This is a genomic window from Amphibiibacter pelophylacis, from assembly GCF_037688875.1.
GTDB classification, from domain to species: domain Bacteria; phylum Pseudomonadota; class Gammaproteobacteria; order Burkholderiales; family Burkholderiaceae_C; genus Amphibiibacter; species Amphibiibacter pelophylacis.
The window spans coordinates 44,065-58,572 of record NZ_JAWDIE010000008.1 but is presented as its reverse complement, the minus strand read 5'-3'; the positions used below and the strand labels follow the sequence as shown (position 1 = coordinate 58,572).

Sequence of the window (14,508 nt, the reverse complement as noted above, 5' to 3'; positions counted from 1 at the left end):
GAAAATGTCTGTTCTCCAATCCGTGTCGCGCCGCCGGGCGCTGCTGGCGCTTTCTGCTCTTCCGCTGCTGGCGCATGGCGGCCTGGCGCTGGCGCAGTCCACCCCCGCCAGCGGCCCGCTGCAGGTGCTGACCAGCACCACCATCCTGCGCGACTGGGTGCAGCAGGTGGGCGGCGACGCGGTGGCGGTGCAGTCACTGATCGGGCCGGACAGCGATCCCCATGTTTTCGAGCCCAGCCCGCGTGACGCGCAGCGCGTGGCGCAGGCGCAGGTGCTGGTGCTCAACGGCCTGGGGCTGGAGGGCTGGCAGCAGCGTCTGATCACCTCCAGCCACTTCCAGGGCCATCTGATCATCGCCAGCCAGGGCGTGAAAGCGCTGGACGGCTTTGAAGAGGCCGAGAGCCACGACGACAGCGACCACGCCCACGATCACGGCGGCAAAGACCCACATTACTGGCAGGACCCGCGCCAGGCCATGATCGCCGTGCGCAACATCACCGCAGGGCTGAGCGCCGCGCGGCCGCAGCAAGCCGCCGCCTTCAAGGCGCGCGCCGCCACCTACCTGGCGCAGCTGGAGAAGCTGGACCAGGCCATTCGCGCGCGCTTCAACGCCATTCCGGCGGCGCAGCGGCGCATCGTCACCTCGCACGACGCGTTCGGCTATTTCGGCCACAACTACGGCCTGAGCCTGATTCCGCTCACGGGCTGGACCTCGGCCAGCGCCGCCTCGGCCAAAACGGTGGCACGCGCCGTGACCCAGCTGCGCCAGCGCCGCGCGCGGGCGCTCTTCCTGGAAAACATCAGCGATCCGCGCCTGATCGACCAGATCGCCCGCGAATCGGGCGTGCGCGTGGGCGGCACGCTGTACTCGGACGCGCTCTCCGCGCCAGGCAGCGCCGCCGACAGCTATCTAAAAATGGTCGCGTCCAACGCCAGCACGCTTCTGGCGGCGCTCGAGACCACGCCCCAGCCGCCGATCCAGCCATGAGCGCACCCCGCCCCCTGCGCCTGCTGGTCGGCCTGGGCAACCCGGGCCCCGAGTACGACGACACGCGCCACAACGCCGGTTTCGCCTGGGTACAGCGCGCCGCTGACGTACTGGGCGCGCGCTGGGCGCCCGAGCGCAGCTACTTCGGCCTGGTCGCCCGCACGCAGGTTGCGGGCGAGAGTGTCTGGCTGCTGCAGCCGCACACCTTCATGAACGCTTCGGGCAAATCGGTGGCGGCGCTGGCGCGCTTTTTCAAGATCAGCCCGGAAGAAACGCTGGTCATCCACGACGAGCTTGATCTGCCGCCCGGCCAGGTCAAGCTCAAGCTGGGCGGTGGTCACGCGGGGCACAACGGCCTGCGCGACATCGCGGCGCACTTCGGCAGCGACACCTGGCGCCTGCGTCTGGGCGTGGGTCACCCGGGCCACCGCGACGGCGTCATCGGCTGGGTGCTGCAGCGCGCCCCCAAAGACCAGCGCGAGGCGCTGGACGCCGCCATCGCCAAAAGCATGGAAGCCCTGCCCCCGCTGCTCGCGGGCGACATGGCGGCGGCGACGCGGCTGATTCACGCCTCGCCACCCAAGCCCAAAAAGCCACCAGCGCCCAGGACCGTCGCGGCGCCTGGAGGCCCCGCAGATCCGCCTGCGGCATGAGCGCCGAACTGGCCGAACTGCCGCACTGGCTGGGCCAGCTGCTGGCGCTGATGGCGCTGCCCAAGCTGGGTCTGACCACGGTGTTTGTGGTGGCCACGCTGTCGGCCACGCTGCTGCCGCTGGGCTCGGAGCCCGTGGTGTTTGGCCTGGTCCAGCTGAACCCGGAACTGTTCTGGCCCGCCATCCTCGTCGCCACGGTGGGCAACACCCTGGGCGGCGCGATCAACTGGTGGATGGGCCGGGGCGCGTGGTACGCCTGGCAGGCCGCGCGGCGGCGGCATGTGCTGGCGCGGGCGGATGCCCCGTGCGGCGAGCCCCCCCCTCCTGCGCCGAGCCGCCGGCGCGCAAGCCGCTGGGAGCGCCAGGCGCGCGCCTGGCTGCACAAACTGGGGCCCAAAGCCTGCCTGCTGGCCTGGCTGCCCGCCGTGGGCGACCCAATCTGCGCGGTGGCGGGCTGGATGCGCCTGCCGTTCTGGCCCTGCGTGCTGTACATGGCCCTCGGCAAGTTCGTGCGCTATGTGCTGATGACCAGCGCGCTGCTGTGGGGCTTCAGCCGCCTTTTTTGAGGTTGGCCGCCACAAAGCGGTTGTTGACCTTTTCGGGGGTGAAGGTGACGGTATCGCCCTCGTTCAGCCCTTTGATGGCCGCCGCGTCGGCCTGAAAGGCAAAGGCCATGGCCGGCTGATCCAGTGAGGGAATGCCCCCGTGTTTGATCGTGACCATGTTCCTGGCCGGATCGACCTTGGTGACCTGGCCCTTGACCGTCTCGGCGTGCGCCAGCGTGCCCGCCACCGCCAGCCCCAGACCCGCCACGGCGCCGATTGTTTTGCTCAGGATGCTCATGCCGCTTCTCCAGTGTGTGCAGCGCAGCAATACGCTGCTGGGCGCATGGTAGCGCAGGTGGGGGGATCGTGCTGGGGCGGCGGCGGCAGCCGGGTGTCACAATCCTGGGCCAAGAGCATTTCAAAGGCCCCAGCCCCATGAATGAGATCACTTGCCCCCACTGCCACAAAGCCTTCAAGATCGACGAGGCGGGTTACGCCGACATCCTGAAGCAGGTGCGCGACAGCGCGTTCGAGCAGCAGTTGCACGAGCGGCTCGCACTGGCCGCGAAAGACAAACACAGCGCCGTCGAGCTGGCCAAAGCGCAGTTCACCACCGAGCTGCAAAAAGCTGCCGCCGCCAAGGATGCCGAGATCCAGTCCCTGCAGGCCCGCGTGGCTTCCGCCCACCAGGCGCAGCAGCTGGCGGTGATTCAGGCCGTGGGCAGCGCCGAAAAGGAGCGCGACGCGCTGGCCCACCAGCTGCAGCAGGCGCAGCTGGAAAAACGCCTGGCCGAGCAGTCGCTCAAGGAAAAATACGACCTGCAGATCAAGGAGCGCGAAGACGCCATCGAGCGCCTGAAAGACCTCAAGGCCAGGCTCTCGACCAAGATGGTGGGCGAGACGCTGGAACAGCACTGCGAGACCGAGTTCAACCGCCTGCGCGCCACGGCCTTCCCCCGCGCCTACTTTGAAAAAGACAACGACGCCAGCAGCGGCAGCAAGGGCGATTACATCTTCAGGGATGCGGACGAGGCCGGCACCGAAATCGTCTCGATCATGTTCGAGATGAAGAATGAAAGCGACACCACCGCCACCAGGAAGAAGAACGAGGACTTCTTCAGGGAGCTGGACAAGGACCGCACCGAGAAAGGCTGCGAATACGCCGTTCTGGTCTCGCTGCTGGAGCCCGACAGCGAGCTGTACAACAGTGGCATCGTGGACGTCTCTTACCGATTCCCCAAGATGTACGTGGTGCGCCCGCAGTTCTTCATCCCCATGATCACGCTGCTGCGCAACGCGGCCCTGAACGCGCTGAAGTACAAGACCGAGCTGGCTCTGGTGAAGTCGCAGAACATCGACATCACCCACTTTGAAAGCCAGCTGGAGGGCTTCAAGGAGGCTTTTGGCAAAAACTACGACCTGGCGTCGCGGCGCTTTCAGACCGCCATCGACGAAATCGACAAATCCATCGATCATCTGCAAAAGACCAAAGAGGCCCTGCTGGGCGCCGACCGCAACCTGCGGCTGGCCAACGACAAAGCGCAGGATGTGACGATCAAAAGACTCACGCGCGGCAACCCCACCATGGCCGCGAAGTTTGCCGAACTGAAGGGATCCCCCAAAGACGCGGGGTAACACAACTCCCAGTTATAAAGCGACAATTAAAAAGTCGTTTCAAAATCTAAACCACCCGATTACAGTGTGCGCCTTGCGCTTGCGCTGCCTTTATTTCTGCCCATGTACCGCTACACCGAATTCGACCGCCAGTTTGTCCATCAGCGCGCCGCGCAGTACCGTCACCAGCTGCAGCGCCATCTGGCCGGCGATCTGCCCGACGAGCACTTCCGCCCCCTGCGCCTGCAGAACGGCTGGTACATCCAGCGTCACGCGCCCATGCTGCGTGTGGCCGTGCCTTATGGCGCGCTGTCGTCACGCCAGGCGCGCCAGCTGGCCCACATCGCCCGCACCTACGACGTGGTGCCCGCCGATGCGCCCGCGCAGTTCCAGAACACGGGCGGCTACGTGCACTTCACCACGCGCCAGAACGTCCAGTACAACTGGATCGCGCTGACCGATTCGGCCGACGTGATGGATCTGCTGGCCGACGTGGACATGCACGGCATCCAGACCAGCGGCAACTGCATCCGCAACATCACCAGCGACGCGCTGGCGGGCGTGGCGGCGGACGAAATCATCGATCCGCGCCCCTACTGCGAAATCATGCGCCAGTGGAGCACGCTGCACCCCGAATTCGCCTTCCTGCCGCGCAAGTTCAAGATCGCCGTCAGCGGCGCGCGCGAAGACCGTGCTGCCGTGGCCTGGCACGACGTGGGCCTGCACCTGGTGAAGAACGACGCGGGCGAGATTGGCTTTCGCGTGCTGGTCGGCGGTGGCATGGGCCGCACGCCCGTCATCGCCAGCGAAATCAACGCTTTCGTGCCCTGGCAGCAGATTCTGGTCTACCTGGAAGCCATCGTGCGCGTCTACAACCGCTTTGGCCGCCGCGACAACGCCTACAAGGCGCGGATCAAGATTCTGGTCAAGGCCGAAGGGCAGAAGTATTTTGACGCCGTCAACGCCGAGTTCGCCGCCATCCTGGCCCGCGACACCGACGCGCAGGCCAGCCTGATCAGCCAGGACGAATTCGACCGCATTGCCGCCTGCTTTGTGCGCCCCGAGGGCGTGGTGGCGCGGCCTGAGCCCGATCTGAAGGCCGACCCGGCCGTGCCGTGGCAGCGCTGGCTGGCCCGCAACGTCCACCCGCACCAGGTGCCGGGCTGGCGCGCCGTGACGCTGTCGGTCAAGCGCGTGGGCCAGGCGCCGGGCGATGCCACTGCCGCGCAGTTGGACGCCGCCGCTGATCTGGCCGACCGCTTCTCGCTGGGCGAGCTGCGCGTCACGCACGACCAGAACCTGCTGCTGCCCTGGGTCAAGGCCGACGATCTGCCCGCGCTGTTTGCTGCCGCGCAGGCCGCCGGTTACGCCAGCCCCAACATCGGCACGCTCACCGACATGATCGCCTGCCCGGGCGGCGATTTCTGCGCGCTGGCCAATGCGCGCTCGCTGCCCATCGCAGCCGAGCTGTCCGAGCGCTACGCCGACCTGGACGAGGTCTACGACCTGGGCGAGGTCGATCTGCACATCAGCGGCTGCATCAACAGCTGCGGCCACCACCACAGCGGCCACATCGGCATCCTGGGCGTCGACAAGGACGGCACCGAGTGGTACCAGGTGACGCTGGGCGGTTCGGACGGATCAAACCACGCCCCCGTCCCCGTGCCGGGCAAGGTGATCGGTCCGTCGTTTGCCGCCAGTGAAATTGCCGACGCCATCGAGGCCATCCTGGACGCCTACCGCGCCCAGCGCCAGGCCAGCGAAAAATTCATCGACGCGGTGCGCCGCCTGGGCCTGGAGCCCTTCAAGGCAGCGGCCAACGCCGTACGCACCGCCACAGCCCGCGACTGATCATGAAATTCATCCAAACTGCCCAGGACCCCTGGCGCACCGCCGAAGGCGAAGACGGCCCCAAACCCCACCCGGTCGCCCGCGACCACCTGCTGCTGACGCTGGAGCAGTGGCACGCCGTGCGTGACACCTGGCCCGCGAACTTCGCAGTCGGCGTCATCCTGTCCAACACCGCCGACGTGGCGCAGATCGAGGCCGACTTGCCGCGCCTGACGCTGATCGCGCTGCAGTTCCCCAAATGGGTGGACGGCCGCGCCTACAGCCAGGCGCATGTGCTGCGCGCACGCCACAAATACAGCGGCGAAGTGCGTGCCACCGGCGAAGTGCTGGTCGACATGGTCGTGCAGCTGGCCCGCACCGGCTTTGACGCCGCCGTGCTGGCGCCCGGCCAGAACGAGGCCTACGCCCGCGAGGCGCTGGCCTTCTTCCCCCAGGGCCATTACCAGCGCGACGCGCAGGGCGCCTCCGCATGAACGCCACGAGCCACGTGCAGCCGCTCTACCTGCGCCACACACGGCCCAGCAGCAGCTTCGATGCCAAAGTCGCGCGCACGCTGGATCACCTGCGTCTGGCCGCCGACGCTCACCCCGGGCAAATCGTCCAGGCGACCAGCCTGGGCGCCGAGGACGTGGTGCTGACCGACCTGATCTGGCGCCACGGCCTGGCCATTGATGTTGCCACCCTGCAGACCGGCCGCCTGCACGCGCAGACGCTGGCGCTGCTGGAGCAGCTCCCCGCGCATTACGACGCCCTGCAGCCCGGCGCCACGCACCGCATCGCGGCCTTCGAGCCCGAAACCGCCGCGCTGGCCGCCTGGACCACGCAGCACGGAGACGATGGCGACAGCGCCATCCGCGCCAGCATCGACACGCGCAAATCGTGCTGCGGCGTGCGCAAGCTCGAGCCCCTGCAGCGCCTGCTGGCCGGGCGCAGCGCCTGGGTCGTCGGCCTGCGCGCCGAGCAGTCCACCGACCGCGCCAGCGCCCACTGGCGCGAGGAAGACCCCGGCCGCGACGGCGTGCTGCGCCTGAAGTACAGCCCGCTGCTGGACTGGACCTGGGGCGACGTGTGGCACTACATCGACCAGCACGGCGTGCCCTACAACCCGCTGCACGACGACTTCATGCCCAGCATCGGCTGCGCGCCCTGCACCCGCGCCATCGCCATCGGCGAAGATTTCCGCGCCGGCCGCTGGTGGTGGGAAGACGCCGCCCAGAAAGAATGCGGCCTGCACGTCCATGACGACGCCAGCGCTGCCCCCACCGTTTCCGCCCTGCCGGACCGCCGCCCATGAACGCACCACATCCCATCCTTCCTGGCAACCTGCTGTCCGATCTGGATCACAGCCATCTGGACGCGCTGGAAGAAGAGTCCATCTACATCCTGCGCGAAGTCGCGGCCAGTTTCGAGCGCCCGGCGCTGCTGTTTTCCAGCGGCAAGGATTCGTGCGTGGTGCTGCATCTGGCCGAAAAAGCCTTCAAGAAGCGCCGCCAGCAGGCGGACGGCAGCAGCGCGCTGGTCGGCCAGCTGCCGTTTCCGCTGCTGCACGTCGACACCGGGCACAACTTCCCGGAAGTGATCCAGTTCCGCGACGCGCGCATCGGCGAGCTGGGCGAGCGCCTGATCGTCGCACATCTGGAGGATTCGATGGCGCGCGGCACCGTGCGACTGGCGCACCCCATGGAAAGCCGCAACCCGCACCAGAGCGTGACGCTGCTGGAGGCCATCGAAGAGCACCGCTTCGACTGCCTGATCGGCGGTGCACGCCGCGACGAGGACAAGGCGCGCGCCAAGGAACGCATCTTCAGCCACCGCGACAGCTTCGGCCAGTGGCAGCCCAAAGAGCAGCGCCCCGAGCTGTGGAGCCTGTTCAACACCCGCATCAAGCCGGGCGAGAACTTCCGCGCCTTCCCGATCAGCAACTGGACCGAACTCGATGTGTGGCTCTACATCGCCCGCGAGAACATTCCGCTGCCGCAGCTCTACTACGCGCACGCCCGCCAGGTGATCGAGCGCAAGGGCCTGTGGGTGCCGCTGACCGACGTGACCCCGCCGCAGGAGGGCGAAACCGTCGAGACGCAGACCGTGCGCTTTCGCACCGTCGGCGACATGACCTGCACCTGCCCGGTGCTGAGCGACGCGGCCACCGCGCAGGACATCGTGCGCGAGACGCTGTCGGTGACGGTCAGCGAGCGCGGCGCCACGCGCATGGACGACAAAACCTCCGACGCCGCCATGGAGCGGCGCAAGAAAGAAGGCTATTTCTGATGAGTGCCCTTGACGACGAAGCCCGCCACAAGGCGCTGCGCCTGCTGACCGCCGGCAGTGTGGACGACGGCAAATCCACCCTCATGGGCCGCCTGCTGCTGGACAGCCGCGCCGTGCTGACCGACCAGCTCGACATGCTCGAGCAGCGCGCCGCAGGCAGCGCGATCGACCTGTCGCTGCTGACCGACGGCCTGGAGGCCGAGCGCGAACAGGGCATCACCATCGACGTGGCCTACCGCTATTTCGCGACCAAAAAGCGCAAGTTCATCATGGCCGACGCTCCGGGCCACGAACAGTACACGCGCAACATGGTCACCGCCGCCAGCAGCAGCGACGTCGCCGTCATCCTGGTCGACATCACCAAGCTGGACTGGCGCACGCGCCCCGTGGCGCTGCTGCCGCAGACGCGCCGTCACAGCCTGCTGGCGCAGCTGCTGCGCGTGCCGCACGTGGTGTTTGTCATCAACAAGCTGGACGCGGTCGATGCCGATGCGCAGGCCGCTTTCGAGGCCGTGCGCGACGCGCTGGACGAATTCGCCCGCCACGCTGATCTGCCCGTGCGCGCCATCCTGCCCGTGTCGGCGCTTCGCGGCGACAACGTGACCCAGCCCAGCAGCGTCTGGACCTGGTACACCGGCCCCTGCCTGCTGCCGCTGCTGGAAGAGCTGCCCGTCACCACCGAGCGCCTGGATGGCGCCCCGCTGATGGCCGTGCAGTACGTCAGCCGCGACGGTGGCACCGGCCACCAGCTGCGCACCTTCTGGGGCCGCCTGGCGCAGGGCCAGGTGCGCGTGGGCGACACGCTGACCGTTTACCCCAGCGGCGAATCGGCCACCGTGCAGGAGCTCTGGCGCGCCGCCGAAGCCGTCACCGAGGCCCACGCCGGACAGTCGGTGGGCGTGGTGCTGGACCGCCAGCTGGATGTCTCGCGCGGCGACTGGCTGCTGCCTGCGGGCGAAAGCGCCGCATCGGGCCAGAGCGAATTCGACGCCACCCTGGCCTGGCTGGACACCGAACCCGCCCGCGTGGGCCGCAAATACTGGCTGCGCCACGGCCACCGCTGGGTGCAGGCGCGCATCACGCGCATCGTCAGCCGCCTGGACGTGCAGACCCTGCACGCGCACGACACGGACGAGCTGGCTGTGAACGACATCGGCCGCGTGGTCTGGCAGACGCAGCAGCCGCTGCCGCTACAGACCTATCACGACAACCGCAGCGCGGGCGCCATGATCGTCGTCGATCCGGCCAGTCACCGCACCGGCGGTGCCGTCCTGGTCGAGCCCAGCGCCCCGCACGAGGTGGACGACGGCTGGGGCGAGGCCGCGTGAGCGCGCCGGACAGCCCCGTGGGCCAGCCGGTCACCGCGCTGATCCTGTTCGCGCACGGCTCGCGCGACCCGCGCTGGGCGCTGCCCTTCGAGCGCATGGCGCAGGCCCTGCGCGAACGCCTGCCCAGCGCAGAATCCACGCGCGTGCAGCTCGCCTTTCTGGAGCTGATGACGCCCAGCCTGTCCGAAGCCGCCACCCACGCCGTGCAGAGCGGCGCACAGCGCATCGCGGTGGCGCCGCTGTTTCTGGGCGCGGGCAGCCACATCCGCGAGGATCTTCCTGCGCTGCTCGACGACCTTCGACAGCAGCATCCGGGCGTGCAGCTGGACTTGCTCCCCCTGCTGGGCGACATGCCCGAGCTGACCGCCGCCGTGGCCGGAATTTACGCGCCGCTGCTGGGCGAAGGCACGGACGGCGAAGACGGTCAGAAGCGGTAGCTCAGCCCCACGCCGATCTGCGGCCAGACGTGCAGGCGGCTGAGCTTTTTCTGCAGCCGGTCGCGCTCGTCCTGCACCGTGCGGTTGGCCGCGTCCAGAACCTCGGCCTGTTTGGCCTGCGTCTGCGCGTTATCCACCGTGTTGCCCGCCGCGTCGTAAACGGTGAACTTCAGATCTACCGGCGCGAAATTGACGGTGTGCCGCCCGATGGCCACGCCCGCATCGGCAAAAAAGCTCAGGCCCGTGCCGCTGACGCGGTGGCCCCAGCCGATGCCAACATACGGCGTGACCCGGGGGAAACGGACGTCGCCGCCAAAGCGCGTCTGATCCAGATCGACCTTGTACTGCTGCCCCTCGTAGTCGTAATTACGCGTGGCGTTGGCGGTCAGGATGCTGGCGCTGCCCTGGGCCGACTGCTGGTTGAACATCACCCCGCCGGTCAGGCGAAAACCGCTGCTGTCCGACGGGTAGTAATCGCCCAGGAAGGACAGGCGCTTGTAGCTGGCGTCGAATTTCAGATCGAAGTCGTCGATGCGCAGGTCGGACGGATCGGTGCTGAGGCGCGCTTGGCCCCGGTCTTCCTCGCTCAGGAAAGGCAGACCCGACACTTCGGCGCGAAAGCCCACGCGCGGGGTCACTGGAATCCCTACACCCAGCGTCGCCCCGTAGGTGCCCAGGCCCAGGTAGATTTCCTTGCCCTGCAGCGGCGACGTACCGCTCTCCTGTGCGAACACCGGCGCACTGCCCAGCAGCACGGCCACAGCAGCAGCAAACGCCGCACCCCTTGCTGCCCGGCGGGCAGGCTTTACACTTCCACTCATAGTCTTCCCCTGAATTGATGGGTCTGCGATGATCCGGACACAGCGCCGCCACGCAGCCACTATCAGTCTAAGCAGCCCAAGGCGGGGCTGATCCCGAACACAACGTCCTGACATGCCTGCTTTTCTGCGCAAAACCCCAGCCGTCGAGACCCTGGCCCCTCAGCAGATCGTGCTGCAGGGCCAGACGGTGCCAGTGCGCCTGAAGCGCGGCGGACGGGCGCGGCGGCACATCGGCCTGCGCATCGATGCCAAAGGGTTGCTGGTCTCGCTGCCCAAAGGCCTGCGTGCGCCCGATCTGTCCCGCCTGCTGCAGGACAAGGCCACCTGGATCCTGGACAAGCTGCAGCGCCAGTCGCAGCGCAGCAGCCAGCAGGGCGCCGCGCAGCAGCGCTGGCAGGACTGCGGCGAGCTGCCTTTTCTCGGCGGGACCCTGGTCGTGCGCCAGGACGCCCTGCTGCGCCGGGCGCGCCACGAGGACGGCCTCCTGACTCTGCCCGCAGCGGCACCCGAGCGCCTGGCACCGCGCTGCCGCCAGTGGCTGCGCGCACAGGCGCTGGCGCTGTTCACCCAGCGGCTGACGCTCTGGCAGGCGCGCATGGGCGGCCAGGTGACGCGCGTCGCCCTCAGCAGCGCCCGCACGCGCTGGGGCAGCGCCACCTCGCAGGGCCACATCCGGCTGAACTGGCGGCTGATCCACTTCGCACCCGAAGTGATCGATTACGTCGTCTGCCACGAGCTGGCTCACCTGCAGGAAATGAACCACAGCCCGCGCTTCTGGGCCATCGTGGCGCGCCACTGCCCCGATTACCGCCTGCACGAAGCGGCGCTGCGCCACGCCGTCCTGCCCGATCTGGGCTGACCCGGCCTGGCGCAGGGCGATGCGCCCCGCCGTATCATGGTGGCCGGTTGACTTTGACGGACAAGACCATGCAATTCCTTCACACCATGCTGCGCGTGGGCAATCTCCAGCGCTCGATTGACTTTTACACCGGCGTGCTGGGCATGCAGCTGCTGCGCACCTCCGAAAACCCCGAGTACAAGTACTCGCTGGCCTTCCTTGGGTTTGAAGGGGGCAACCCCGGTCAGGCGGAAATCGAACTGACCTACAACTGGGGCGTCGATTCCTACGACATGGGCACGGCCTACGGCCACATCGCCCTGGGGGTGCCTGACGCCTACGCGGCCTGCGAGAAAATCAAGGCGGCCGGTGGCAACGTCACCCGCGAGGCCGGCCCGGTCAAAGGCGGCAGCACGGTCATCGCCTTCGTGACAGACCCGGACGGCTACAAGGTCGAGCTGATCCAGCGCGGCACGCTGTGAACCGGCGGGGATGGCACTCAGGCGCCATCTCCCTCAAACGCCGCCGCGATCCACTGCAGGCGCTCGCCGTCGATGGCGATCACGTCAAAGCGGCAGGGCGGACACTGGGCCAGCCCCAGCAGAAAACGCCGCGCCGCGTAAATCAGGTGGCGCTGCTTGCTGCGGTTCACGCTGGCCAGCGCGCCGCCTGCGGTGTCCCCCCGGCCGCGCTGACGCACCTCGACAAACACCAGCGTGCCCTGCGGGTCGCGCATGATGAGATCAATTTCGCCGCCTTTGGCATTGGGGCCGCGCGCCCACCGATAATTGCGGCAGACCAGACGCCAGCGCATCGACAGCAGATGCTGCAGCGCGCGGTCCTCGGCCTCCTGTCCTGCCGCCTGTCTGTCCATCATGGCTTTGTCCTCCTCGAATGAACTCGCCGCTGCCGCGCACGCCCTGTGCGGCCAGCAGCACTATCCCACCCACTGCCTCTACGTGGTGGCGACGCCCATCGGCAACCGGGGCGACATCAGCCTGCGCGCGTGGTACACGCTGTCGCTGATGGACGCCATTGCCTGCGAGGACACGCGCAACAGCGCCAATCTGCTCCAGTCGCTGGGTCTGCACAAGCCCCTCGTGGCGGTGCACGAGCACAACGAGCACAGCCAGACCCCCCTGCTGGTGGCCAGGCTGCAGGCGGGCGAGCGCATCGCCTGCATTTCGGACGCGGGCACGCCCGGCATCAGCGATCCGGGCGCGCATCTGGTGGCCGCCGTGCGTGCGGCCGGGCTGCGCATCATCCCCCTGCCGGGGGCCTGTGCCGCTGTCACCGCGCTGTCGGCCAGCGGTGTGCCTGCGGGCACGGCGCACGCTCAGGGCTTTGTCTTTGCCGGATTCCTGCCCTCCAAAGGGCGCGAACGCCTCACCGCGCTGCAGGCCTGGATCGCGCAGGCGCAGGCCGCACAGCACAACCTGGTGATCTACGAGGCGCCGCACCGCATGGCGGACCTGGCGCGCCAGCTGGCCGATCTGCCGCCCCTGACGCTCACGTTGGCCCGCGAGCTGAGCAAGCAGTTCGAGCACCTGCACACCCTGCCCAGCCACGACCTGGCCGCCTGGCTGGCCGAAGACGCGCAGCGCCTGCGCGGCGAGTTTGCCCTGGTCCTGCACCCCAGCCCGGTGCGGGCCGCGACGGCCGATGCGGGCGATCTGGACGAAGCGACCCGGCACACCCTGACCGTGCTGCTGGACGAGGGCCTGCCCGTCAAACAGGCCGTGGCGCTAGCCGCCCGCCTGAGCGGCGCGCCGCGCAATGCGCTCTACAGCGCCGCGCTGGCGCTGCGGCAGGCGTGAATGGGCCGCGCGCTTGTGCTACATTGCTCGCTATGACTTCTTCCAGCCGCTTTTATTTCTGGTTTTTTGCCCATTCGGCGCACCACGCGGCTGAAGGGGTGTCCACGGACCAGATGGCCTGAAGACCCCCGCACCAGACAGCCGCCCCCAGGGCGGCTTTTTTTTACCCCAGACATTCCCACCCACTTCCCGGAGAGACCCATGACACCGCCCGCCATCGCCAAACCCTCGCACCTGTACACCAGCCAGCCCGGCTACGAAAAAACCAGCGAAACCGACGACCAGCGCATCCGCTCGGTCATGCCCTTGCCCTCGCCCGATCACCTGATCCGCTTCTTCCCCATCGCCGGGACGCCGGTCGAGCGTCTGATCAGCCAGACGCGCTCGTCCATCCGCCAGATCCTGAGCGGCGACGACGACCGCCTGCTGCTCATCATCGGGCCCTGCTCCATCCACGATCCGGCCGCCGCCATGGAGTACGCGCGCAAGCTGCTGGAACAGCGCAGCGCCTACGCCGACACGCTGGAAATCGTCATGCGCGTCTACTTCGAAAAGCCGCGCACCACCGTGGGCTGGAAGGGCCTGATCAACGACCCTTACCTGGACGAGAGCTACCGCATCGACGAAGGCCTGCGCATCGCGCGCCAGCTGCTGCTGGAGATCAACCGCCTGGGCATGCCCGCCGGGTCGGAGTTCCTGGACGTGATTTCGCCGCAGTACATTGGCGATCTGATCTCATGGGGCGCCATCGGCGCGCGCACGACGGAAAGCCAGGTGCACCGCGAGCTGTCATCCGGCCTGTCGGCGCCCATCGGCTTCAAGAACGGCACCGACGGCAACATCAAGATCGCCACCGACGCCATCCAGTCGGCCTCGCGGCCGCACCATTTCCTGTCGGTGCACAAGAACGGCCAGGTCGCCATCGTCGAGACCCAGGGCAATCCGGACTGCCACATCATCCTGCGCGGCGGCAAAACACCCAATTACGAGGCCGAATTCGTCAATGCCGCCTGCACCGAACTGCAGGCCGCGGGCCTGGCGCCACGCCTGATGGTGGATTGCAGCCACGCCAACAGCAGCAAAAAGCACGAGCGCCAGCTGGATGTGGCGCGCGATCTGCAGCAGCAGATGGCGGCAGGCAGCGGGCAGATTTTCGGCGTGATGATCGAAAGCCACCTGCAGCCCGGCGCGCAGAAATTCACGCCCGGCCAGCACGATCCGGCCAAGCTGGTTTACGGCCAGAGCATCACCGACGCCTGCATCGGCTGGGACGACACGCTGCAGATTCTGGACACCCTGCACCAGGGCGTGCTGGCGCGTCGCGCGGCCAAAGCAGGCCACTGAGCGG

17 protein-coding genes are annotated in these 14,508 nt (G+C 67.9%); 14 read left to right on the top strand and 3 right to left on the bottom strand.

From position 1 onward, the window contains the following. The first annotated feature begins 4 nt into the window (after positions 1–4). The 3 genes from RV045_RS06615 to RV045_RS06605 are packed head-to-tail and all read left to right on the top strand — an operon-like array spanning position 5 to position 2,207. Positions 5–988 carry a metal ABC transporter solute-binding protein, Zn/Mn family gene (locus tag RV045_RS06615; protein WP_423234985.1) on the top strand — a complete coding sequence of 328 codons (984 nt, stop codon included), beginning with the start codon at positions 5–7 and terminating at the stop codon, positions 986–988. Beyond that, entirely contained in the window at positions 985–1,641 is a 657-nt protein-coding gene (gene pth, locus RV045_RS06610) for an aminoacyl-tRNA hydrolase (RefSeq protein ID WP_423234984.1), read from the top strand. The genes RV045_RS06615 and pth overlap by 4 nt, the downstream gene beginning before the upstream one ends. A gap of 29 nt (positions 1,642–1,670) precedes the next feature. Beyond that, positions 1,671–2,207, top strand: a complete 537-nt coding sequence (locus tag RV045_RS06605; RefSeq protein ID WP_423235077.1) for a YqaA family protein — start codon at positions 1,671–1,673, stop codon at positions 2,205–2,207. On the opposite strand, the gene RV045_RS06600 is transcribed toward RV045_RS06605, so the two are convergent. Further along, positions 2,191–2,484, bottom strand: a complete 294-nt coding sequence (locus tag RV045_RS06600; protein ID WP_423234983.1) for a copper-binding protein — start codon at positions 2,482–2,484, stop codon at positions 2,191–2,193. The two genes, RV045_RS06605 and RV045_RS06600, sit on opposite strands and share 17 nt — an antisense overlap. 137 nt (positions 2,485–2,621) lie before the next feature. Here RV045_RS06600 and RV045_RS06595 point away from each other — a divergent pair, with 137 nt between their 5' ends. The 7 genes from RV045_RS06595 to RV045_RS06565 all read left to right on the top strand — a co-directional run bounded on the left by RV045_RS06595 (position 2,622) and on the right by RV045_RS06565 (position 9,684). Further along, on the top strand, positions 2,622–3,821 hold the full coding sequence (locus tag RV045_RS06595) for a DUF2130 domain-containing protein (RefSeq protein WP_423234982.1): 1,200 nt from the start codon (positions 2,622–2,624) through the stop codon (positions 3,819–3,821). A gap of 102 nt (positions 3,822–3,923) precedes the next feature. Next, complete coding sequence (locus RV045_RS06590; protein ID WP_423235076.1) at positions 3,924–5,651, top strand: nitrite/sulfite reductase; 1,728 nt, start codon at positions 3,924–3,926, stop codon at positions 5,649–5,651. A gap of 2 nt (positions 5,652–5,653) precedes the next feature. Beyond that, entirely contained in the window at positions 5,654–6,124 is a 471-nt protein-coding gene (locus RV045_RS06585) for a DUF934 domain-containing protein (protein WP_423234981.1), read from the top strand. Beyond that, positions 6,121–6,945 (top strand): phosphoadenylyl-sulfate reductase, encoded by an 825-nt coding sequence (locus RV045_RS06580; protein WP_423234980.1) that lies wholly within the window; start codon positions 6,121–6,123, stop codon positions 6,943–6,945. Before RV045_RS06585 ends, RV045_RS06580 begins: the two co-directional genes overlap by 4 nt. Next, positions 6,942–7,919, top strand: coding sequence for a sulfate adenylyltransferase subunit CysD (cysD, locus tag RV045_RS06575; protein ID WP_423234979.1), 978 nt, complete (start codon positions 6,942–6,944; stop codon positions 7,917–7,919). The genes RV045_RS06580 and cysD overlap by 4 nt, the downstream gene beginning before the upstream one ends. Continuing rightward, on the top strand, positions 7,919–9,247 hold the full coding sequence (locus RV045_RS06570) for a sulfate adenylyltransferase subunit 1 (protein ID WP_423234978.1): 1,329 nt from the start codon (positions 7,919–7,921) through the stop codon (positions 9,245–9,247). The genes cysD and RV045_RS06570 overlap by 1 nt, the downstream gene beginning before the upstream one ends. Beyond that, positions 9,244–9,684, top strand: a complete 441-nt coding sequence (locus RV045_RS06565) for a sirohydrochlorin chelatase (RefSeq protein WP_423234977.1) — start codon at positions 9,244–9,246, stop codon at positions 9,682–9,684. Before RV045_RS06570 ends, RV045_RS06565 begins: the two co-directional genes overlap by 4 nt. Here the strand turns inward: RV045_RS06565 and RV045_RS06560 are convergent. After that, positions 9,672–10,505, bottom strand: a complete 834-nt coding sequence (locus RV045_RS06560) for a hypothetical protein (RefSeq protein WP_423234976.1) — start codon at positions 10,503–10,505, stop codon at positions 9,672–9,674. The genes RV045_RS06565 and RV045_RS06560 overlap by 13 nt on opposite strands. A 112-nt stretch (positions 10,506–10,617) precedes the next feature. On the opposite strand from RV045_RS06560, the gene RV045_RS06555 reads away from it, so the two are divergent. Then, the gene (locus RV045_RS06555; RefSeq protein WP_423234975.1) at positions 10,618–11,364 is read left to right on the top strand and encodes a M48 family metallopeptidase; all 747 of its coding nucleotides are present in this window, start codon (positions 10,618–10,620) and stop codon (positions 11,362–11,364) included. A 68-nt stretch (positions 11,365–11,432) separates the two neighbouring features. After that, complete coding sequence (gene gloA / locus RV045_RS06550; RefSeq protein ID WP_423234974.1) at positions 11,433–11,825, top strand: lactoylglutathione lyase; 393 nt, start codon at positions 11,433–11,435, stop codon at positions 11,823–11,825. 17 nt (positions 11,826–11,842) lie between these two features. Here the strand turns inward: gloA and RV045_RS06545 are convergent, their stop codons facing one another. After that, positions 11,843–12,220: a YraN family protein gene (locus RV045_RS06545; RefSeq protein ID WP_423234973.1), complete on the bottom strand. Its 378-nt coding sequence runs from the start codon at positions 12,218–12,220 to the stop codon at positions 11,843–11,845. Here RV045_RS06545 and rsmI point away from each other — a divergent pair. Beyond that, positions 12,219–13,160 carry a 16S rRNA (cytidine(1402)-2'-O)-methyltransferase gene (gene rsmI / locus RV045_RS06540; RefSeq protein WP_423234972.1) on the top strand — a complete coding sequence of 314 codons (942 nt, stop codon included), beginning with the start codon at positions 12,219–12,221 and terminating at the stop codon, positions 13,158–13,160. The two genes, RV045_RS06545 and rsmI, sit on opposite strands and share 2 nt — an antisense overlap. 201 nt (positions 13,161–13,361) lie before the next feature. Next, the gene (locus RV045_RS06535; RefSeq protein WP_423234971.1) at positions 13,362–14,504 is read left to right on the top strand and encodes a 3-deoxy-7-phosphoheptulonate synthase; all 1,143 of its coding nucleotides are present in this window, start codon (positions 13,362–13,364) and stop codon (positions 14,502–14,504) included. Positions 14,505–14,508: the final 4 nt, after the last annotated feature.